Annotated in this window: 22 protein-coding genes; 12 read left to right on the top strand and 10 right to left on the bottom strand. The window is 37.9% G+C overall.

Features of this window, described 5'->3' with window-relative positions:
• Positions 1-22: 22 nt before the first annotated feature.
• The 4 genes from OC529_RS03165 to OC529_RS03150 are packed head-to-tail and all read right to left on the bottom strand — an operon-like array spanning position 23 to position 2120.
• The gene (locus OC529_RS03165) at positions 23-1291 is read right to left on the bottom strand and encodes a DNA cytosine methyltransferase (RefSeq protein WP_262081548.1); all 1269 of its coding nucleotides are present in this window, start codon (positions 1289-1291) and stop codon (positions 23-25) included.
• A gap of 7 nt (positions 1292-1298) precedes the next feature.
• Positions 1299-1457, bottom strand: a complete 159-nt coding sequence (locus tag OC529_RS03160; protein WP_185756778.1) for a hypothetical protein — start codon at positions 1455-1457, stop codon at positions 1299-1301.
• Positions 1458-1462: 5 nt separating this feature from the next.
• Complete coding sequence (locus tag OC529_RS03155; RefSeq protein WP_125447581.1) at positions 1463-1963, bottom strand: modification methylase Sau96I; 501 nt, start codon at positions 1961-1963, stop codon at positions 1463-1465.
• 19 nt (positions 1964-1982) lie between these two features.
• Positions 1983-2120, bottom strand: a complete 138-nt coding sequence (locus OC529_RS03150; protein WP_185756779.1) for a hypothetical protein — start codon at positions 2118-2120, stop codon at positions 1983-1985.
• 274 nt (positions 2121-2394) lie between these two features.
• Between OC529_RS03150 and OC529_RS03145 the strand changes: the two genes are divergently transcribed.
• From OC529_RS03145 to OC529_RS03135, 3 genes are all read left to right on the top strand, one after another.
• The gene (locus OC529_RS03145; RefSeq protein WP_262081457.1) at positions 2395-3201 is read left to right on the top strand and encodes a hypothetical protein; all 807 of its coding nucleotides are present in this window, start codon (positions 2395-2397) and stop codon (positions 3199-3201) included.
• Positions 3202-3222: 21 nt separating this feature from the next.
• On the top strand, positions 3223-4470 hold the full coding sequence (locus tag OC529_RS03140; RefSeq protein ID WP_000134328.1) for a toxic anion resistance protein: 1248 nt from the start codon (positions 3223-3225) through the stop codon (positions 4468-4470).
• 338 nt (positions 4471-4808) lie between these two features.
• Positions 4809-8177 carry a type I restriction endonuclease subunit R gene (locus tag OC529_RS03135; protein WP_262081456.1) on the top strand — a complete coding sequence of 1123 codons (3369 nt, stop codon included), beginning with the start codon at positions 4809-4811 and terminating at the stop codon, positions 8175-8177.
• A 2-nt stretch (positions 8178-8179) separates the two neighbouring features.
• On the opposite strand, the gene OC529_RS03130 is transcribed toward OC529_RS03135, so the two are convergent.
• Entirely contained in the window at positions 8180-9412 is a 1233-nt protein-coding gene (locus OC529_RS03130) for a Fic family protein (RefSeq protein WP_262081455.1), read from the bottom strand.
• Positions 9413-9671: 259 nt separating this feature from the next.
• Here OC529_RS03130 and OC529_RS03125 point away from each other — a divergent pair, with 259 nt between their 5' ends.
• The 4 genes from OC529_RS03125 to OC529_RS03110 all read left to right on the top strand — a co-directional run bounded on the left by OC529_RS03125 (position 9672) and on the right by OC529_RS03110 (position 13702).
• Positions 9672-10727, top strand: coding sequence for a bacteriophage abortive infection AbiH family protein (locus tag OC529_RS03125; protein ID WP_262081454.1), 1056 nt, complete (start codon positions 9672-9674; stop codon positions 10725-10727).
• A complete protein-coding gene (locus OC529_RS03120; RefSeq protein ID WP_262081453.1) occupies positions 10724-11260 on the top strand; it encodes a restriction endonuclease subunit S in 537 nt (178 codons plus the stop codon). The genes OC529_RS03125 and OC529_RS03120 overlap by 4 nt, the downstream gene beginning before the upstream one ends.
• A gap of 107 nt (positions 11261-11367) precedes the next feature.
• A complete protein-coding gene (locus OC529_RS03115) occupies positions 11368-11928 on the top strand; it encodes a restriction endonuclease subunit S (RefSeq protein WP_410096026.1) in 561 nt (186 codons plus the stop codon).
• 172 nt (positions 11929-12100) lie between these two features.
• On the top strand, positions 12101-13702 hold the full coding sequence (locus tag OC529_RS03110) for a type I restriction-modification system subunit M (protein WP_262081452.1): 1602 nt from the start codon (positions 12101-12103) through the stop codon (positions 13700-13702).
• Between the two features lie 345 nt (positions 13703-14047).
• On the opposite strand, the gene OC529_RS03105 is transcribed toward OC529_RS03110, so the two are convergent.
• The 5 genes from OC529_RS03105 to OC529_RS03085 all read right to left on the bottom strand — a co-directional run bounded on the left by OC529_RS03105 (position 14048) and on the right by OC529_RS03085 (position 16533).
• On the bottom strand, positions 14048-15169 hold the full coding sequence (locus tag OC529_RS03105) for a Fic family protein (RefSeq protein ID WP_262081451.1): 1122 nt from the start codon (positions 15167-15169) through the stop codon (positions 14048-14050).
• Positions 15170-15691: 522 nt separating this feature from the next.
• Entirely contained in the window at positions 15692-15841 is a 150-nt protein-coding gene (gene rpmG / locus OC529_RS03100) for a 50S ribosomal protein L33 (RefSeq protein WP_001265622.1), read from the bottom strand.
• A gap of 15 nt (positions 15842-15856) precedes the next feature.
• The gene (gene rpmF, locus OC529_RS03095; RefSeq protein ID WP_000290417.1) at positions 15857-16039 is read right to left on the bottom strand and encodes a 50S ribosomal protein L32; all 183 of its coding nucleotides are present in this window, start codon (positions 16037-16039) and stop codon (positions 15857-15859) included.
• Positions 16040-16190: 151 nt separating this feature from the next.
• A complete protein-coding gene (locus tag OC529_RS03090) occupies positions 16191-16367 on the bottom strand; it encodes a PTS ascorbate transporter subunit IIC (RefSeq protein WP_033608448.1) in 177 nt (58 codons plus the stop codon).
• 25 nt (positions 16368-16392) lie between these two features.
• The gene (locus OC529_RS03085) at positions 16393-16533 is read right to left on the bottom strand and encodes a hypothetical protein (protein ID WP_173277652.1); all 141 of its coding nucleotides are present in this window, start codon (positions 16531-16533) and stop codon (positions 16393-16395) included.
• Between the two features lie 189 nt (positions 16534-16722).
• Here OC529_RS03085 and OC529_RS03080 point away from each other — a divergent pair, with 189 nt between their 5' ends.
• The 5 genes from OC529_RS03080 to OC529_RS03060 are packed head-to-tail and all read left to right on the top strand — an operon-like array spanning position 16723 to position 22190.
• On the top strand, positions 16723-18753 hold the full coding sequence (locus tag OC529_RS03080) for a BglG family transcription antiterminator (RefSeq protein ID WP_061761055.1): 2031 nt from the start codon (positions 16723-16725) through the stop codon (positions 18751-18753).
• Positions 18754-18756: 3 nt separating this feature from the next.
• Positions 18757-19041: a PTS sugar transporter subunit IIB gene (locus OC529_RS03075; RefSeq protein ID WP_000912476.1), complete on the top strand. Its 285-nt coding sequence runs from the start codon at positions 18757-18759 to the stop codon at positions 19039-19041.
• Between the two features lie 12 nt (positions 19042-19053).
• Complete coding sequence (locus tag OC529_RS03070) at positions 19054-20400, top strand: PTS ascorbate transporter subunit IIC (RefSeq protein ID WP_262081450.1); 1347 nt, start codon at positions 19054-19056, stop codon at positions 20398-20400.
• Between the two features lie 3 nt (positions 20401-20403).
• Positions 20404-21261 carry a transketolase gene (locus OC529_RS03065; RefSeq protein WP_262081449.1) on the top strand — a complete coding sequence of 286 codons (858 nt, stop codon included), beginning with the start codon at positions 20404-20406 and terminating at the stop codon, positions 21259-21261.
• A complete protein-coding gene (locus OC529_RS03060; protein ID WP_262081448.1) occupies positions 21258-22190 on the top strand; it encodes a transketolase family protein in 933 nt (310 codons plus the stop codon). The genes OC529_RS03065 and OC529_RS03060 overlap by 4 nt, the downstream gene beginning before the upstream one ends.
• The last annotated feature ends 220 nt before the right edge of the window (positions 22191-22410 follow it).

Here is a 22410-nt window from a genome sequence, read left to right as displayed (position 1 = left end):
TCAACAATTCTTCTGATAGCAACTATTCTATAAGTATTTCCAATTCCTTTGCGATAGCAGCAATGACATTGACTGTCACGCTATTTCCTGCTTGCTTGTATAATTGACTGTTGCTATTCACTTCTTGCGCCTTATCAAAAGCCCAATCTGGAAATCCTTGTAATCTCCAACACTCACGAGGTGTCAACTTTCTGATCCTAAATCCATCTGATAAATAATTATTTTCCTGATAGCTATTCCTAGTTAAAGTAGGAGCAATGTCATGTTCTCCACCTTGGTTATAACCATGACCACGTTGGATTATTTTAGGTTCTTGCCCACCACCTTGCATTGTGGATAGAGTGGGAGCTAGTCCATTTGTATCATATACTCTTGAGTTTTGGTCATGATTTCCAGGCAATTTCCCTGCGATTAGAATTCCATGCTTATCTTGCGTAGTCAAAGTAAACACAGGTTCTTCGTTAGACTTACACCTGCGCCCATTTTGTCGTTTATCCGTACAATCAGGTGTTAAAACAGGTATGGCTATCTTTTGCCCCTCTCCCTTGTTGGTTGTGAGCGTGGGAGCCAATCCAGCTGATTCATAAACCTCTCCATTCATCCCATTTCCTGAAGGATGGATGTTTCCGATAGACCTCACTTTCTGCGATTTACTTTCAACAATGTACGCTCCTGCTCCCTGTGAGTTGCCATATCTGGTTGTAATGGTATTGCTGTACTGCTTTTTGATTGAATTAGCTTGCTGGCAACTTTTTGAGAGAGGAAAAACTCTTCTGGTACATTCTCCTCTAAGATGTCCGATAACGAACACCCGTTCTCTGTTTTGGGGTACTCCAAAATCCTTGCTGTTAAGGATTTGCCATTCCACATTGTACCCCAATTCATCCAAGGCTCCGAGGATGGTTTCAAATGTAGCTCCTCCGTCATGGTTGAGGAGTCCTTTGACGTTCTCAAGCAATAGATATTTAGGTCTGAGAATAGATGCGAACCGTGCAATCTCAAAAAACAAAGTTCCTCGTGTATCTTCAAAACCTCGTCTGTTTCCTGCAATGCTGAAAGCCTGGCACGGAAATCCTCCACAGATAATGTCCACACGTCCGATTCTTCGAATAGACTCATCTGATACTGCTGTGATGTCATGTAGTTCTATTTCTCCTTTCGTATCGTGTATAGCTTTGTAGCTAGCTCTTGCAAATTTATCTATTTCGCAAAATCCTATACATTCATGGCCAGCTGACTCCATTCCAAGACGAAATCCGCCGATGCCTGCGAACAGATCTAGAAATTTCATATGATTTTTAATTTCTTTCATCATTAACCCCCAAAAAACAGTGGCTACAAATAGTCTCATCTCGATCCATCCACCAACAACTACCCCATTTTTCATCAAAACAAGGGGTAGTCCAAGTGCATCCGCATTTTTGACAAATACCTTTCTTTAATGCTGCTTCTTTCATGATAATTACTCCTCATTGATTCTCATACTTTTAGGTAGCTTTTTACTTGATAAACAGTAACCTTCGGATAAGTCCCTTTTGCTATAAAATTCAGGACTATTTGTCATGATGTGATCACTTCTTTTCCATCCTCGACGAAGTTGTTTGTAAGATAAAGAAACACGCTTCTCAATCTCTTTAAAACTAAATCCCAATTTCAAATAGGTTGTTACAATAGTTGTAGCATGTTCTTTGGACTCTTCGCTTCTTGTTCTTCGCTGAAAGTTAATCTGCTTATCTTCTTCATTTAATGCAATCTGATAATCAATAAACAACTTCCGCATTTCCATAATTTTATGTTGCCAAGCCAAGCTGTAAGGTTGGCCTGAATATCGATTCACTAGATTCTTTACGGGTTGTTTAAATTTCAGCTGAAGAGGATCAAATTCGCCAAGGTCAGAAAATGGATCAATGAAACCTAATGGTTCGCTTTGAATTAATTCATTGTATAGCGCTTCTCTGTCCATCCTAATTTATCTCCTTCTGTCAAATGCACGTCATTGAGTCAAATAAGCTTAATTGGATGGTTTTAGGCGCTTGTTCGCTGTTTCCATTCTTATCATGATCGATAACGTCAAAGATTTCTAACGTACCTAAATTCATTACAATCTCTAATCCTACCATCGTTGAACTCCTCTCAAATAGAATTTTAAGCGAACAAAAAAGAGAACAGATTTCTCTGTTCTCCTAAAAATATTGAATTATTTGATTTTCTAAAAACTCTTACCACTTACTTTTTATATTTCCTTAGAGTGTGTTTGTGTTTTGAGTCCGCTCCACTGAAATTAGCACGCCTCCATTCTACAGTAAAGAAATCAACTCTTTTATAGGGGATTTCCGCCCTCATTTTTGTCTTTTGTGCTAAAATAGACTTATAAATTGAAAATAAGGAATGTTTATGAAATCAGGTAATGGTTTTTGGAAAGGCTGTCTCTATTTTTGGGGCTTCTTGTTCTTACTGGGCCTTTTGGTTCAATATGCTCTTCCGCTTGCGGCTTGTGTCCTGCTAGGCTATGGTAGTTATCGTCTCTATAAACGTTGGCGCTATCCTCTTTTGCAGGATCGTTCCCTCGACGATAGGATTGAGCTTTTAAAAGCTCGTATTCGTCAAGCAGACAAAGATATTCAGCAGTTAGAGGGAGTCTTGGTAGAGAAAGGCTCAGATTCCTATAAGAGTTTGGCCAATCAAGTATTAATCGAACTGCGGGAAATTCATCAGGAGGCGGATCATCTCAAGTCCTATATCGATGATGATGTCTATAACCGTATTGACAAAAAGGTTCGTACAGTAAGGGCAAACATCGATGTTCAGCTAGAACGTTTGGATAGAGAAAGTCAGGTAGATCTTGAAAATGCGGAGCCAGAGGAATTAGCTCCAGAATTGTCCCAGACCTTGGCCAATATTGCCGTTGATCATCAGGCCATTTTAGACAAGATTGCTACCTCTGCTGAGGGAGATAAGGAAGAATTGACTGTCATTCATAGTTTGAAGATGGAGAAATTCCAAACGATTTTAGAAGGCTATTTAAAGATTAAGGACAATCCGAAGAACTATAATCGGGCAGAAGAACGTTTGCAACAAGCTAAAGCAGCCATCGAACAATTTGACCTTGAGCTGGACCAAGTCCTGAGAGAACTCAATGAAACAGATATGCGTGATTTTGATATTAGTTTGCGCATCCTAGAAAAAGATCGTAAAGAATAGGTTAGAAACAAAGGAGTAACCATGACAGAATTTAATTTTGATATTGACCAGATTGCCAATAATACGGTAGCTAAGGTGGATAAAACAACCCAAATCATCGAGACAAATACTGGCTCAGACAAGACCTTGACCTTCCTTGAGAAGCTGAGCCCTGAACAGCAAGAAGGAATCAAGGCGCACGTGCCCCAGTTAGTAGACCAGTTTGTCACAAATCAAAATGCTCTTTTGGATTTTGGACAATCTGCTGTCGAAGGTGTGAACAATACGGTCAATCGTATCTTGTCAGAACAAAAGAAACTGCAGATTCCCCAAGTGGATGATCTTCTCAAGAATACCAACCGTGAGTTGCAAGGCTTTGTCGTCAAATACAAGAACGCTGAAATTGCTGAGTTAGAAGAAAAGCCAAACTTTTTGCAACGATTGTTTAACAAGAGTAAAAATACGCTACAGGAATTTTACTTTGATTCAAAAACAGTGGAGCAAAAGCTCGATGGCATGGCTGCCGCAGTGGTCAAGCAAGAAGATGTGCTAGCTCGAAATATTGTCTCTGCTGAGATGCTGATTGAGGACAATACCAAATCCATTGAAAATCTAGTGGGAGTGATTTCCTTTATCGAAGCCAGCCAGACAGAAGCTGGCAAACGCGCTGCCGAATTGAAAGCTCAAGCTGACCAACTCGATACAAGTACGGTAGAATACCAAACCAAGTCACAAGAATTGGCCCGCATGGCTGAAGTGGTCAATACCCTTGAACAACAGCACACTGAGTATGTCAGCCGTCTCTATGTTGCCTGGGCAACAACACCTCAGATGCGCAATCTTGTGAAGGTGTCATCTGATATGCGCCAAAAATTGGGCATGCTTCGTCGCAATACGATTCCAACAATGAAGCTTTCCATTGCCCAACTGGGTATTTTGCAACAATCCATGAAATCAGGTGTCGTGGCAGATGCCATTGTCAATGCCAACAATGCTGCTCTTCAGATGCTAGCTGAGACCAGCAAGGAAGTGATTCCGCAGATGGAACGAATTGCCCAAAGCCCGACAGTCGCTGTTGAGTCTGTTACCAAACTGGCTGAAAGTCTGGTCGCTCAAAACCAGGGTATCGTCGCTGCCATTGAATTGGGACGCCAGAAACGTGCCCAACTAGAAACAACCATCGTCAAGTCCGCAGAAATGATCAACGATTCTGTCAAACTACGCGATGAGAAAATCGTCCAAGCCCTTCTAGACCAAGGAAAGGCCGCCCAGAAAGAAGTACAAGAATAATACACAAGTCCCTTGTAATGTAGATTTGCAGGGGATTTTGCTTGTTTTAGTAGAAGTTTGAAGGTCAGGGAATTCTTGCCAGATTTAGAGATAAAACCCTAGAAAACCTTTTCACTACTAGTCTTTTATGATACAATAGAAGGAAGTAAAGGCGTTGTTTTTTCGATGTTACAACGACTTGGATGAATGAAAAGGAAGAGTCCCTATGGTTTTCAGATTTAAGCAAATAACTAGCTTGCATATATATATATATATATATATATAAACTCGCGTTTTCATACCCATTTTCAAAACCTGCCAATCTTTTTGGTAGGCTTTTTGCGTTGTAGAAATGGGGTATGAACATGGCTTACACTTTATCAAAAGAATTAGAGCAAGAACTCATCGTTTCAGCCCCTGAGTTACAGCCTAGTTATACTGCCATCGTAGAATACCTAGAGGCTATCAACCAGAAAGAAGCATCTGGAAGCAATTCTCAGGAACTCCAGAACCAGCTTGCTATTCAGCTGAAACGTTTAGAAGATTTAGTGCAGGGCTATATCCAAATAAAGAAGAATCCGCATCACTACCTAGATGCAGATAAAGATCTGACGGCAGGCTATCAAGCCATAAAAGGGACGGAGCAAGATCTTCTCAAAAAATTGCAACATCTCAATCAAGCAGCCTTGCAGGATTTCCATATCAGTCAGAGACTCTCTCCCAAAGACGAGACTGCTATTCCTGTGGCAGGTAAAGTCAAAACCAAACAGGAATTGGCTATCGAGCGGGATTTGATTAACCAGCTGACAAAGGGAGAAAGTCAATGGGTGTATCGACCTGAGTTAAATACAGAAGACCTCCTATGGGGAAACTTTTTTGCCAAGCTGGAAGCCAATAATGTCCGCATTTTGCAAGACCATCCCCTTACAAATTCAGAGAAAAATCAAATCAAAAACCAGCTCAATTTCGTTAACTTCTACGAAGCAGCCAAGTGGATAGCAGGGGAAAACGGCATTGCCAAGGTGCAGGTTCAACGTGAAGACGCCAGTCTAGGCACCATTCGCTTGGAAGTCTTGTGGAGAAACAATGTCGCTGGTGGCAAATCCAGTTATGAGGTTGTCAACCAAGTCATCACAGGCGGAGAAGGGATTCGCCAGCGTCGTGGAGATGTGACTTTGCTAATCAATGGTCTGCCTATGATTCAGATTGAACTGAAAAGTCGTTCTCATCCTTATATGGATGCCTTCCGTCAGATTAAAAAATACGACCAAGAAGGACAGTTCAGAGGTATTTTTTCAAGTCTTCAGATGTTTGTCGTCTCTAATGTCACAGACACTCGCTACATCGCAGCTGCCAAAGCCAACAAGCTAAATGAGCGCTTCTTGACCAAGTGGGTGGATAGTGAAAATAGACCTCAACCTCAACTATTTGACTTTGCAGAGTCTGTCTTGTCGATACCGAGAGCCCACGAGATGGTCATGCAGTATTCTGTCATTGATGATGACAAGAAGGCCTTGATTTTATTGCGTCCCTATCAGGTACATGCCATTGAGGCTATCCGTGAAGCCAGTCGCCAGCGCCAGTCAGGCTATATTTGGCATACGACCGGTTCAGGAAAGACCCTGACCTCTTATAAGGTTTCGCGCAATCTGCTCCAGATTCCATCTATCGAAAAGACAATCTTTGTGATTGATAGGACAGACCTTGACCAGCAGACGACCAGTTCTTTTCAGTCTTACTCAGAGAATGACATGATCGATATCGACGAGACCGATGATACACAGGAATTGGTTAAAAATCTGGCTTCTGATGACCGTCGTGTCGTTGTGACGACCATCCAGAAAATCAATGCCATGATTCGTCAGTTTGATGAAGGCCGTCACCAAAAGGTCTACAATCGTATCAAACAACTCAAACTAGCCTTTGTCGTCGATGAATGCCATCGTGCAGTGACTCCTGAACGCCAGCGCCACCTAGAGCATTTCTTTACAAATTCTCTCTGGTATGGTTTTACAGGAACTCCTATCTTTACAGAAAATAAACGTGAACAAAAGGGAGACCTTGCTCAGACGACCGAAGAGCAGTACGGTGACTGCCTCCACCAATATACCGTCAAAGAAGCCATTCATGACAAGGCGGTTCTTGGCTTTAATGTGGAGTATCAGACAACCATGCCTGGTTGGGCAGAAGATGAGATTGACGAGGAGAGTTATGATGACGAAGGCCATATGCTTGCCGTTTTAGATGCCATTCTCAATCGCTCAAGACGCAAACTCGGCTTCCAAAATGGGGTAGGAAAAACCTACGAAGCCATTTTGACCGTCAAAAGCATTGCCCGTGCGCAGGCCTATTATAACCTGATTAAGCAAGTCAAAAATGGAGAGAAGTCTCTAAGCATCTCGGAAAATGTTAAAAAGGTCTTACCTGACTTTCCTAAGGTTGCTATTACTTACTCTGTGACAGAGAATGAAGCAGACTCCTATGTCAACCAAGCCTACATGGAGGAGAGTTTAGAAGACTACAATGCCATGTTTGGTACCCACTTTAGCCTAGCGACCATTGCTTCCTACAATAGTGACCTCAACGACCGTTTGGCCCGTAAGAAAGAACGCTTTGCTTTTCGTGAGGAACAGTTGGACTTGGTTATCGTTGTGGACCGCTTGTTGACTGGCTTTGATGCCCCTTGTCTATCGACCCTTTTCATGGATCGTCAGCCCATGAAACCCCAGCATATCATTCAGGCCTTTTCACGAACCAATCGCCTCTTTGATGAAGGCAAGAAATTCGGCCAAATCGTTACCTTCCAAACGCCTGACCGCTTTAAAGAAAAAGTGGATGAAGCTCTGAGCCTTTACTCAAATGGTGGCGAAACCAGTGTCTTAGCCCCAGAATGGCAGGAGGAGAAGGCCAAGTTTATGGAGAAGGTTCATCAACTATTAGCCATCGCTCCAAGTCCAGAGCAGGTGCCTGATTTGGATACAGCGACAGATGCAGAATTAAAACGCTTTGCTAAAACCTTCCAAGAATTTGACAAGCTCCTATCCTCTATACAAGTCTATTCGGACTATGATGAGAAAGTCATCCTCAGAGAGATTGGACTCAGCCTAGAAGACATCGAGAACTTTGCCGGCCAATATCAAAATGTCATCGAAGAACTCCGCAGACGTAGAAAAGAAGACCAAGAAGATGAAGGCGTTCTGCTGGATATCGAGTATGAGCTTGAATCCATCCGCACCGACGAGATAAACTATCACTATATCCTCTCTCTCATCCAAGCCCTGATCGAAAATCGGGAAAACCTCATTGGAAAAAAGGAGAAGAGTCTGGTAGATAACTATATCGAAGATTTGAACAAATCCAATCCTAAGTTATCCAACCTCATCTCCAAACTCTGGCAGAATGTCCAAGCAGATGCCAAGAGCTATCAGGGTCAGTCTATCATCCATAAGTTGGATGAGATGATTGAGCTAACAACCCAGAAAAAGATTCGTGAAACGGCAGATTATTGGCAGATAGGAGAGGATGAACTCCAGTTCGTAGTGGACAACTACCGCATTGGACGAGACAAGCAAAATGGCGAAAAAGCCATCACAGAATCTCAGGACTATCTAGCCTATAAGGAAGCCCATGGAGACAAGGCATTACCAAAACTCAAATACAAAAAAGCCCTCAAAGAGGACTATATGCGCATGATTTCAGAGGATATCTTACCGTTAAGGGGGAGATAGGCTTAAAAATGGTCAGAAAGATAATGTTGGGAAGGTTTTCGACTAATTAGGGTCAAAATCCCTCTCTCTTCAAGATGCAAGAAAGCATCCTTGACCTTTTTCTTAGAGTAATGATGATTGGCCAGTTGGATGATGCTTCTATCTTCTATGCCATCTCTCTTATCATCGACAAAGAGCTTGGACTGAGCGAGGAGAAACAAGATGTATTTCTCGACTTCTTCCAGCCCTTCTGTTTGCTCTATCTTAACTTTATAGCGATGCAGTTGCTCTTGTTTTTCAAGGAGGGTTTGGATAATATTTTCCTGTCCTTCCTTGATAAAAGTCAACAAGGTTTCAACGAAGAAGGTAGCATCGGCACGGTTGAGATGATCGCCAGTATTCCTAAAAGACTTATAATAGTCTTGTTTATGATGATTGATTTGTTGGGACAAAACCAGACCCGAGAATTTATCCAGCTTTCTAGACAAGTACTTGGCAAGGATATAGCGGCCTGTCCGACCGTTACCGTCATAGAATGGATGAATATTTTCAAAAAAATAGTGTCCAGCACAAGCCTTGATAAGGTTTGGGATAGAATGGTCGTTGATAAAACGAATCCACTCTGTCAGCATAACCTGAATCTGTTCCTCCTTTTGAGGCGGGATATAGATGACTTTGCCAGTCTTATCGTCTTGAATAAAGACCGATTTCTGCCTAAAAAGCTCTCCATCAAGTTGATCTTCTGGCGAGATTTCTCCTTGTGTTAATTGGTCATAAATCCTTCTGATATCTTCAAGTGATTGGATTTGGAGAAATTCATCCTTAAGGATTTGTTGGTACATTCGCAGGGTGGAAAGATGTTTGATTTGTTCGGTCTTATAAGGGTCTTCCTCTAGGAGTTTTTCCACATCGACCAACTCTTTACGAGTAGTATGGATACCCTCGATTTCATTTGTGGAAATAATCGATTGGTAGAGCTGTTCTTTATAAAACTGATCGTGGGCAATCTTAGGGAGGGTATCAGCTATTTCACTAATTCGTTGAGACTGCTGTGAGATAGTTTCCATCAGTTGGGAAATTCCAAGATGCAGGGTAACAAATAGAGGGTATTGACTTGTTTTGACAGTATCGCGTTGCATTAAATGAGGATAAAGAGATGTCCTAATGGAGCTGTATCCCTGTAAGCGTAGTTGATACTCTTCCTCATATTGGTTACGATGACTGTAGTAGATTTTTCTAAGTTCTCTATAGTTCATATGTAGTCATCCTCGCATTTCAACGTTTTTTAACATTATATCACAAAATAAGCCTATCTATTGTTTCAAAATAGGAAAAATTGAAGAATAGGATAGCATAGTTGCCTATATAAAGTGCAAAAATGGCCAAAATTGAACAATAGAAATAATAAATGGACGTCCTAAAGTGCAAAAATAGGCAAAATTGAAGAATAGACATCAAAAAAAGAAAATCTAAAGTGTAGAAATAAGAAAATGGAGTAATAGAAAGGGGGATAGAGTGGAGAAATTATTTATTATTGGAAATGGTTTTGATATAGCACATGATTTGAAGACGAATTACTTATATTTCAAAAAGTTTGTTTATCAACAGGCTTATGGGAAAGATGATTTGTTAGAGTCGTTGCAAAATTTTGATTCTATCAAAGATTTTCTAAAAGACAGTGATAACAGAATATATAAGAGTGAAATATATGCTGAAGAAGTGATGGAAATATTGAATGGTACTGATAGTCAGGAAAAGTTGAAATTACTTTATCAAATTCTTTTACATATTACAGATATAGAAAGGTTCTGGGGGGATTTTGAAGAAAAACTAGTCTGCTTCCCTTTTATGAACGCTAGCACTCCTCCCCATGTAACGAACGATGGCAAAGAGGATACTGAGTCTAGAAAAGAACATGCTGAAAAGGTAGCGGATAAACTCAGTCAATATGTTCATTATCAATTGAACAAGTTATTTAAACAATGGATTAAAGAAACCTATGAACAATGGGAAAGTCAATTAAGCATGAGAAAGTTTACCTCTCATTTCCCGATTGTAAAAGAAACGATTTTAACTAATAGAGATGCAAGATTTTTGAATTTCAATTATACTTGTACTCTAGAGGATTTTTATGGCATTCCATCTTCTAACATCATTCCCATTCATGGTGATTTGAATGATGGAGTTATCATATTTGGTCATGGAGAAGATTCGATAGTCATACCAGAAGGAGCGGACGTTTTATCTCAGGCTATGTACAGATTGTCTGCTGCTAATAGAAAACCAGTACGTCAGCAACTTAGAAAGCACGAATCCTTTTTCAAAAATTTAAGCTCTATCAAAGAAATCTATTTCATTGGTTTTGGTATTCGGGATGAGAATGGAGTAGACGCTCCGTACTTTAAGGAAATTTTTAAACAGGCACCGGATGTGAGCATTTATGTAGACAGGTTTGATAAGAAGAATGAATATACTATTAAGAAAATACTTAAGGCATGGGGTGCTCATAAAGCTTATCAATTGCAATTTATAGATACAAATAAAGATGAAATAGTTGGAGGAGCAATATGACAAAACAACCAAGTTATCGCTTTTCGGGATATGCCGAACCTTGGGCTGAGAAGAAGTTAGGGGATATTGGATCAGTTGAAATGTGTAGGAGAATTTTCAAAGAGGAAACTTCTGCGGAGTTTGAAATTCCTTTTTTCAAAATTGGTACTTTTGGAGGGGAAGCCGATACTTATATAACTAGAGAAAAATTTGAAGAATATAAAGCAAAATTTGCTTACCCTCAAAGAGGAGATTTATTGTTATCTGCTTCAGGAAGTATTGGCCGTGTTGTTGAGTACGATGGAGATGAAGCTTACTACCAAGATTCAAATATTGTTTGGTTGAATCACCATGGTAAAATTAATAACAAGTTTCTGAAAGCATTTTATGAGATTGTATCTTGGTCAGGAATTGAAGGAACTACAATAAAAAGATTATACAATAAGAATATTTTAGAGACAGATATTTCCTCCCCTCCCTCCCCGAACAAACTGCCATCGGTTCTTTCTTCCAAGATATTGACCAGCTCATTAGCCTTCAACAGCGTAAGTTAGAGGTACTCAAAGAGCAGAAGAAAACCTACCTCAAACTCCTCTTCCCAACCAAAGGACAAACCAAACCCGCCCTTCGCTTCGCAGGATTTGAAGATGACTGGAAGGAAGTGAAGTTGGGGGAAGTAACGGAAAGAATTACAAGGAAAAATAAGCATTTAGAATCAACATTACCTTTAACCATTTCAGCTCAGTATGGACTTATTGATCAAGAAACTTTCTTTAACAAAAAGGTTGCCAGCAAGGATGTCAGCGGATATTATTTATTAAAAAGAGGAGAATTTGCTTATAATAAATCTTATTCCTCAGAGTATCCGTGGGGCGCTGTTAAAAGATTGGATAATTATGAAAAGGGAGTACTGTCTCCGTTGTATATAGTTTTTAAACCTAAGTTTATAGATTCTGATTTTTTGGCTGTATACTATGCTAGCTCCAATTGGCATAAGGAGGTGTCAATGAGAGCGTCAGAGGGAGCTAGAAATCATGGTCTTTTAAATATTTCACCTCAAGATTTTTTTGATACAGAGTTAATTGTTCCTATTAGTAGTGCTGAACAAGAAGCCATCGGTTCTTTCTTCCAAGACCTAGATAAGGCTATTTCCAAGCAAGAGGAAAAAGTCAACCAGCTCAAAGAAAGCAAACAAACCCTACTCAGAAAAATGTTTATCTAAGATACCAAGACCGTAAAAAGCCCAGTAAAAATAGGAAACTGGCGCAGTCTTCGATGAAGACCAGACAGTTTATCTTTTTTACCCAGTTTTTAGGTCGTGTTCAATTCATAAGATACCAAGACCTCAAAAAGCTACACTAAACGAATGAAAGTAGAAATTGATAGGAGACCCTATGTCACAAACAGATTTATCAAGAGAACTCTACCAATCCCTCTGGAATGCGGCAGATATCCTGCGTGGCCAGATGGAAGCCAATGAATACAAGTCCTACCTCTTGGGCTTGATTTTCTACAAATATCTATCCGACAACATCCTCCAAGCCGTCTGCGATAACTTGGACGAGACCTTTGAGTCCTTCCAGCAAGCGCAGCTTCTCTATGAGGAAAACTTTGCGGATGCAGATGTCCGTGAAGACCTCATCGAGGTTCTAAATGACGAGTTGGGCTATGTGATTGAGCCTTCTCTAACCTTTACCAAGCTGGTTCAGTCTATCCATGAAGGCACCTTCCAGCTAGAATCTCTAGCCCAAAGTTTCCGTGATATCGAGCAGGCCAATGAAAAATTTGAAAATCTTTTCGAAGATATTGACCTCTATGCGAAAAAGCTAGGAAACACCCCACAAAAGCAAAACAAGACTATCTCTGAGGTTATGAAACAGCTCAACGACCTCAATGTCTCTGGTCATGCTGGTGATATTTTGGGTGATGCTTATGAGTACTTGATAGGCCAATTTGCCAGTGATTCTGGGAAAAAATCTGGTGAGTTCTATACACCTCAAGCAGTCTCTCACCTCATGACTCAGATTGTCTTTGCAGGGCGGGAGCATCAAAAGGGCATGTCGGTTTACGACCCGACCATGGGTTCTGGTTCCCTCTTGCTTAATGCCAAGCGCTATAGTAAGGAAGCTTCGACGATTTCTTACTACGGTCAAGAATTGATTACTTCGACCTTCAACCTTGCTCGTATGAATATGATGCTTCATGGAGTTGCGATTGAGAACTATCACCTCAGCAATCACGACACCCTAGACGAAGATTGGCCGACTACCGAGCCGACAGACTTTGATGGAGTTTTGATGAACCCACCCTACTCGCTGAAGTGGTCAGCAGATAGTGGATTCTTGCAAGATCCTCGCTTTTCAAGTTATGGAGTTCTGGCACCTAAGTCCAAAGCAGATTTTGCCTTCCTCCTTCACGGTTTTTACCATCTCAAGCATAATGGTGTCATGGCTATTGTCCTTCCTCACGGAGTCCTCTTCCGAGGAGCAGCCGAGCAAAAGATTCGCCAGCACCTGCTAGAAGAAGGCGCTATTGATACAGTTATCGGCTTGCCGGCAAACATCTTCTACAACACCTCTATCCCGACAACCATTATTATCCTTAAAAAGAATCGCACCAATAAGGATGTCTTCTTTATCGACGCCTCAAAAGAGTTTGAAAAAGGGAAAAATCAAAACAATATGACCGAAGACCATATTGCCAAGATTTTGGAGACCTATCAAAAACGCGAGAATGTCGAGAAGTTTGCCCATCTAGCCAGCTTTGAAGAGATTGTAGAAAATGACTACAACCTCAACATTCCACGCTATGTCGATACCTTTGAGGAAGAACCCGTTGTTCCCCTAGCCGACCTCGCAGACCAGCTCGCAGAGATTGATAAAGAGATTGGAGAGGTAGAAGCCAGACTCGCACACATGCGCAGCCAGCTAGTAGGGACAACACCAGAAGCCCAAGCAGAATTAACCGCCTATCTTGAAAAGTTGAAAGAGATTTAGAGACTTGTGAGAATACTCTGCTAAAAATTTAGAAAAATAAAATGACAGTAGAAAATCTATTGTCATTTTTGTTATTGATTATTTAAGTAAAAATCGAATTAAAACTAAACTAAAAGGATTCAGTCCTATCAAATACAGAATTTAATCCTTAACATAAAGATAATGACTAACTTTTTGAGAAGTGATGTTATTTTACTAAAACAAAATAAGTAAAGTGTGTATTATTTTCGTGAAGTAAAAATGGGATTTGCTTCACCTAATCTTTTTTTAATGAAGTAAATCCCATTTTTACTTCACGAAAGAAAGTAGAAGTGAAGCAAAATGAAGATGAACTTCAATATAAAATTATTGAACTATTCTTAGCAGGTGTGGACAAAAGTAAGTACGATTTCTTTGAGCAGAGTCTGTTGAAAGAAATTCTTCATCAATTAATTTATTTAATAATGTATATACCGTACGTTCAGAGATACTGAGGTGTTTGCTGACTTGTTTTGCTTTAAAAATTGGAGAAGAGAAAATGAAATCAAGAAGTTGAATACCAGAGACAGAATTCAATTTTGGTATTATTTCTTCTTTCATCTTATTATAAAGATTTAAGATATCCTGTGCCTTTTTTGTACTCTCTTCTGCTGAGAAAATTACTCCTTCCAAATAGTATTTAAACCAATCTTTCCAGTTATTATTTTTAGAGATGTTTGATAAATGAGAGATATATAGTGATCGATCACTTTCAAAATATGAACTCATGTAAAATGTAGGATAAGATAGCAATTCTTGGTAGTAAAGAAACAGTGGGATTAACAATCTTCCTATTCGACCATTACCATCTTCGAATGGATGAATCATTTCAAATTGAGCATGTACAATAGCTGATTGAACTAATAAGTCTAAATCATCATGATGCATATATTGTTCTAAATTGGACATATACTCCGTAGTTTGTTCTGGCGGAACTGGTGTGTAAGAGATAGTTGCTCTACTTCCAATGTAATTTTGAGTTCTTTTAAAATTTCCTGGATTCTTGCTGCTTCCTCTAACGTTATCCAATAGAATTTTATGCATCTCTTTTATTATTCTATTAGATAATGGTAATCCTCTAGAGCTATTGTCATTAATTGTAGTAATATTTTCGAGAGCGTAAAAAAGTGCTTTTCGATAATTAATAATTTCATGTAGTTCATCACGTTCTATATCGACCTTATTACCTGCTTCGTAATTTAGTAGGTCTTCTAGAGTTGCATGAGTACCTTCAAGTTTTGAGGAAAGGACGGCTTCTTGGCTGAGCAATGGTGAAATTAGTAGCATTGGATTGATAATAGATGCTAAAAATCCTTCATAGGTTCCAATAGCTATACCTGCTTTAGAAACTAATCTAATTATTTGTGGATCTGTATATATTGAAGTATAGTCAAATGGAAGTTTTTCTGGTAAATAGGGTTTAGGTATGTTTTTAAATGTATTATTCATGTTTATAATTCCTATTAAAATTTTTTCTCAATATTTTTATTATAGAAAGTCAATGTAGTGAGTGACTATAACCTGTACTTGAATTATATTTCTAAGGTATATTGACAAGTATATGAAAATCAAGTAAAAAAGTAAACTGGATTGTCAATTTAAATCTTTGATTTTATGATATTTTTTAAAATAGTAATGTAAATATTTTTAGAGTTTAAGTTTGATTAAAAGTGTGTATCTTCATTAAGTATAGATTGAAAGGATTAATGTTGAACAATTTTAATGAGATGCTAAAAACGGAATGTAAATGTTTGTTTTATTTCATTATAGCACATAGATAAGAAAAAATAGATAGTGAGACGAGTTTAAATAGGATTACTCGTTATGAAATGTTAATTACTTTTGATGGCTTAACAAATATTATCAATAATGTAGTCATTCGAATGATTCTCATTGCAATGTACTGAAATTAACAAAAAGAAAAAACGCTTGAATCAGCGTTTTTCTTCTGTATTGATTCGTATTGAATGCTTACTTAACTTCGGTAAACACAACGTGTTTGCGAAGTTTTGGTGAGTATTTCTTCAATTGAAGACGGTCTGGAGTGTTACGTTTGTTTTTAGAAGTAAGGTACAAGCGTTCACCAGATTCTTTGTGTTCAAGTGTAATATTTACGCGCATGGTATCTCCCTTCTATTATTCAGCTGATGCAGCTTTAGCGATTTTACGTCCTTTGTAGTATCCTTTAAGTGATACACGGTGAGAACGTGAGTAATCTCCAGTAGTTTCGTCAAAGTTTACAGATGGAGCTGTTACTTTGTAGTGTGTACGACGTTTGTTTTTCTTCGCTTTTGAAGTGCGACGTGCAGGTACTGCCATTTTGATTTCTCCTTTAGGTATTTATATTCGATTCAATCTACTGATTTTCATCAACCATACTAGGATAACACATTTTTTTTGTAAAGTAAAGTTACTTGACAAAAAAAGATGAAAAAATTCTCCTGTCAGTCCTAGCAGACAGGAGAAAATGTTAAATATCAATCTCAAATGGTTCGTCAATGGTTTCTGATACGTATTTTCCGTCTTTCTTCCGTTGTTTGACACATTCTGTGAGGAGATATTCGATTTGCCCATTGACTGAACGAAAGTCGTCTTCTGCCCATGATGCGAGTGCAGCGTATAACTTTGTTGAGAGTCGAAGGGGGATCTGCTTTTTTTAGCTTCAGCCATCTTTAGTAAAGACTTCCTGTGTTGACAATTGGTTGTGCATCATGATTGCCACAGAGAACGACTAGGAGATTTGAAACCATGGCAGCTTTTCGTTCTTCGTCAAGCTCTACCAATTCCCCTTCATTGAGCCGTTCTAGTGCCATTTCAACCATTCCTATTAATTGATATCTAAATGATATCGCTTTAATTTATAACGTGAAAAAAAGTAGAAAAATAATTACTAAAAACTTTCAGCCCAATAATTTCTTTTAAAAGGTGAGATTATATTGTGCTCAAATACTCTTTTATTCTTATAACTTTTACACTATAATTGTAGTTAGAAAGGAAGAGAAATGTTTGATTATAGAGCACTAGTTATTTTGATGACTTTGATGGATCATTGTGAGCTATCGTTATATGAGTTATCTGTTAAGGTGAGCTTACCTATAAAGGAAGTCAAAGAAGGAATAGATTATTTAGTGCCTTATCTAGCTAATAAAGGGATAGTGCTGGATAAAAAGCAAGGTCGCTATAGTTTATCAAATCGTACGAAGCAATCTTTGACAGATATTATTAAGTCGGATGAATTGGTTTTACCAAAGTCGACTCGCTTAGCTTTAATCTATCTTTACACTTTTTGCCGATTAGATTTTATATCAAATAATCATTACCAAGACTTTTTGAAAGTAAGTAAGAATACAACCTTATCTGATATTCAATCATTAAGAAAGATTATGTTAGATAATGATTTGGAGCTAGGGTACAGTAGAGCAAAAGGTTATACTTTACACGGTTCAGAGTGGAATAAGCACCGCTTAGCTTTTCAAATGGTTAGTGAGTTGCTGGAATCCTCCATAGGGATTTGGGGTTTGGATTATGTTTTATCCAGTTGGGGGTATTCATTAACTTATGATTTGATAAATCAGGTAGTTAAAGATTATTATGAGAAGCTACAGCTAGTACCTATTGTAAATCAATTAAAAGTTTGCCTTTTCGGTTTAGTATTCATTCTGTGTAGGTATCAAAGGGATGTTGAAAGAGTATGTCTTTCAGAGACATTAGTATCTCCTGTTATTCAAGATATAACCACTATTTTATTGGATACAGTGGTTGATTTGGGGATTATAGATACGGTGTTTTCTGAGGATGATTATCGCTATATCACCGTTTTATTATCAAGTTGCTTTGAAGGTGAAGTAGATGTTGCTCCGGTTTACTTTAATCAACTAACAGAGGCTATTATAAGTAGAATGGAAGATATTTCTTTGTTACATTTTAAACAAAGGGAAGGATTGAGAGAAAATCTTCGCCGCCACCTTATACCGGCTTACTATAGATTAAAGTTCGGCCTACCTAGTTCAAATGAATATGTATTGCATGTTAAAGAACATTATCCTGATTTATTTGAACTAGTAAAAGATTCTTTGACTCCCTTGATGGACGCTATTGACAAACCCATACCTGATAGTGAAACAGCATATTTTGTTATCCATTTCGGAGGTTATTTAAAGAAAGCAGATACTTTGCCTCAAAAATGGTATAAAGCAGCAATCATTTGTCCTAATGGTGTTAGTTCTTCATTGATGTTAAAAGAAAATCTATTAGCATTATTTCCTCAAATTGAGTTTATAGGAACCTCAAAGATTGATGATTTACAGGTGAAAGCTAGTAGTGACTATGATATGGTTTTTTCTACCATAAAGGTGGAGACAGAAAAGCCAAATTATCTAGTTTCGGTTATGATGACTGAAGAGCAAGCAATACAACTAGTAGAACTAGTGTTAAAAGATTTTCCGAATTTAGAGTATGGGGATTTTGAGATTGAACAAATCCTGAATATTGTCAAAAGATATGGAATTATTACACAAGAATTGGAATTAAGATTGGCGTTAAAGAATTATCTTTATCAAAAAAATGATAGAAAGGAAATTGTACCAGTGCTAGAACAACTTATTACCAAAGAAACCTATCAGGTTAGTTCGCAAAAATTAGGATGGAAGGAGGCGATTCGTTTAGCAGCTAAACCGCTTTTGGATCAAGATAAGATAACTGAGAACTACCCTGAGGCAATGATTCAAAAAGTAGAAGAGTTTGGGCCTTTTATTAATTTAGGGAAGGGAGTAGCAATTCCTCACGCTCGGCCAGATGAAGGTGTGAATGAAATAGGAATGTCAATGTTAGTTTTGGAAGAACCGATTTATTTATTGGATAATCCAGAACAGGAGGTAAGATTGTTAATTTGTATTGCAGCCATTGATAATGAGAGTCATTTAAAGGCTTTGTCACATTTAACAACAATTTTAAGAGATAAAAATCATGTTCAAGCTTTAATTTCATCAAAAAACTATGATGACATTAAAATGATAATTAAACAGGAGGATTAGATAATGTTAAAAATTGGTACAGCTTGTGGTTCAGGATTAGGTTCAAGTTTTATGGTACAGATGAATATTGAATCTGTATTGAGTGATTTGAATGTTTCGGATGTAGAAGTTGAACACTATGATTTAGGTGGAGCAGATCCAAATGCAGCGGATATTTGGATTGTTGGTCGTGATCTAGCTGATTCAGCTAGTCATCTTGGAGATGTTCGTATCTTAAATAGTATTATTGATATGGATGAACTACGAGAATTAATTACGAAACTTTGTGAAGAAAAAGGACTTATATAGGAGGCTAGCGTCATGATGAAGTTCATATTGGATATTGTTAGTACACCAGCTATTTTAGTAGCTTTAATTGCAATCTTAGGATTAGTTCTTCAGAAGAAGAAATTACCTGATATTATTAAAGGTGGAATTAAGACCTTTGTTGGTTTCTTAGTTGTATCTGGTGGTGCAGGAATCGTACAAAATTCTTTAAATCCATTTGGTACCATGTTTGAGCATGCTTTTCATTTATCTGGCGTTGTGCCGAATAATGAAGCAATTGTAGCTGTAGCTTTAACAACATATGGATCAGCTACTGCAATGATTATGTTTGCAGGCATGGTGTTCAATATCTTAATTGCTCGTTTTACTCGATTTAAATATATCTTTTTAACAGGGCACCACACTCTATATATGGCGTGTATGATTGCGGTCATTTTATCAGTTGCTGGCTTTACTAGCTTGCCTCTCATCTTACTAGGAGGATTAGCACTCGGTATTATTATGAGTATTTCCCCAGCATTTGTGCAAAAATATATGGTTCAATTAACTGGAAATGACAAGGTGGCTTTAGGTCATTTCAGTTCTTTGGGATATTGGTTGAGTGGTTTTACTGGTAGCCTTATCGGTGACAAATCAAAATCAACAGAGGACATTAAATTTCCAAAGAGTTTAGCTTTTTTACGTGATAGTACTGTTAGTATCACTTTATCTATGGCAGTTATTTACATTATTGTAGCTATCTTTGCAGGGTCAGAATATATAGAAAAAGAAATTAGTAGTGGTACAAGTGGTCTAGTTTATGCTTTACAATTAGCAGGTCAATTTGCAGCAGGGGTATTTGTTATTTTAGCAGGTGTTCGCCTTATTTTGGGTGAAATTGTTCCAGCCTTTAAAGGTATTTCAGAGCGTCTTGTACCTAATTCAAAACCTGCTTTGGATTGTCCGATTGTTTATACTTATGCACCCAATGCAGTTCTAATTGGATTTATCTCTAGTTTTATTGGTGGTTTAGTAAGTATGGCAATTATGATTGCTTCAGGAACGGTTGTTATCTTACCAGGTGTTGTGCCTCATTTCTTCTGTGGAGCGACTGCAGGTGTTATTGGGAATGCATCTGGTGGTGTTCGTGGAGCTACTATTGGAGCATTTTTACAAGGTATTTTAATTAGTTTTCTTCCAGTCTTTTTAATGCCAGTTTTGGGAGGACTTGGTTTCCAAGGATCAACTTTCTCAGATGCAGATTTTGGTCTATCAGGAATTGTTTTAGGAATGTTAAATCAATTTGGCTCACAAGCAGGCATTGTGATTGGTCTTGTTCTTATTTTAGCAGTTATGTTTGGAGTATCCTTTATTAAAAAGCCATCTGTAAAGGAGGAATAAGGGATGATTTTAAGTAAAAATAGAGAAGATGAGTTAAGAAAATTTGCAACAAAAATCCGATTAAATACTCTTGAAACCTTGAATCATCTTGGATTCGGACATTACGGAGGAAGTCTGTCTATCGTAGAAGTTCTAGCAGTGCTTTATGGTGAAATAATGCCAATGACTCCAGAAATATTTGCAGCACGAGATAGAGATTATTTCATATTATCAAAAGGTCACGGAGGACCAGCTCTATACAGTACACTCTATTTGAATGGTTTCTTTGACAAAGAATTCTTATATTCTTTAAATACAAATGGAACCAAATTACCGTCTCATCCTGATAGAAATCTAACGCCGGGCATAGATATGACAACTGGCTCTTTAGGACAGGGAATTAGTGTTGCAACCGGACTTGCATATGGTCAGAGAATAAGAAAAAGTCCCTTTTATACCTATGCTATTGTTGGAGATGGTGAGTTAAATGAGGGACAATGTTGGGAGGCTATACAGTTTGCTTCTCATCAACAGTTATCCAACTTAATTGTATTTGTAGACGATAACAAAAAACAATTAGATGGTTTTACAAAGGATATTTGTAATCCAGGTGATTTCGTAGAAAAATTTTCAGCATTTGGATTTGAATCCATTAGGGTCAAGGGTTCAGATATTAGAGAAATTTATGAAAGGATTGTCCAATTAAAACAGTCAAATAATTCATCCCCTAAGTGCATTGTATTAGATACTATTAAAGGTCAAGGGGTTCAAGAGCTGGAAGAAATGAAATCCAATCATCATCTTCGCCCTACTGTAGAGGAGAAACAAATGTTAACTTCAGTTGTAGAAAGATTAAGTCAGGAATTGGAGGAAACAGAATGATGAGAAGTACGAAAGAATTACGGCATGTATATAGAGACTTCCTTTTAGAGGCTAATCAAAGTTATTCTGATATAGTAGTCTTAGAAGCCGATTTGTCAAGTTCGATGGCTACTAATAATCTTGAAAAGGACTTCGGAGACCGTTATGTGAATGTTGGGATTATGGAAGCAGAAATGGTCGGGCTTGCAGCAGGTTTATCTATTCAGGGGTTTAGACCCTATCTTCATACATTTGGTCCTTTTGCTTCACGAAGAGTATTTGATCAATTATTTATTTCTCTTGGATACGCACAATTGGATGCCACTGTGATTGGATCAGATGCAGGAGTAACTGCAGAAATGAATGGTGGTACACATATGCCATTTGAAGAAATTGGATTGTTACGTTTAATTCCTAAATCGATCATTTTTGAAGCAACTGATGATATCCAATTTCGTGAAATATTGAACCAGACATTAGACTTAAAAGGACTGAAATATATTCGAACAATTAGAAAAGCTCCAGAGGCTGTATATCAAGGTGGAGAAGATTTTTCTAAAGGCTACATTGAGTTAAGACATGGTGAAGATGTTGTAATCGTTGCTTCTGGTATAATGGTTGCTCCAAGTATTCGAGTTGCAGATGAACTGTCTAAATTAGGTTATTCAGTAGGTGTGATAGATTTATTTAGAATCAAACCGATAGCAGAACAGATAAAAACAATGTTAAGTGGAAAAACTATATTTACTGTAGAAAACCACAATCAGATAGGTGGAATTGGCAGTGCTTTATGTGAATTATTCTCTGATGATGGAATAACAAAAATTCATCGGATGGGTGTTCAAGAAAGATTCGGTCAAGTAGGGAAAATGGATTATCTTCTTAATGAATATGGTTTGAGTGAATCGAATATAAAAGAGAAGGTTCTAGAAATTTATAATGCAAGATAGATGTTAAATACACTGTTCTGAAAGAATTTTTGTAACAATTACAGTACGTTATTTAAAGAAAGCGGATTAAAAAGCATATTCTGGTCATCAGAAAGTGCCCTAATCCGCTTTGTTGTTTTTAGTTTTAAATATTTCATATGTATATAGAATTTTCTGAAAATTCAAGAATTTTCTTCTGTTCATTGCTTTTAAAATGTGCTATAATAGTAAAAACTGAAAT

This window comes from Streptococcus sp. Marseille-Q5855 (assembly GCF_946901985.1).
GTDB lineage: Bacteria > Bacillota > Bacilli > Lactobacillales > Streptococcaceae > Streptococcus.
The sequence above is the reverse complement of the archived record's forward strand: the minus strand, read 5'-3'. Positions and strand labels throughout refer to the sequence as shown.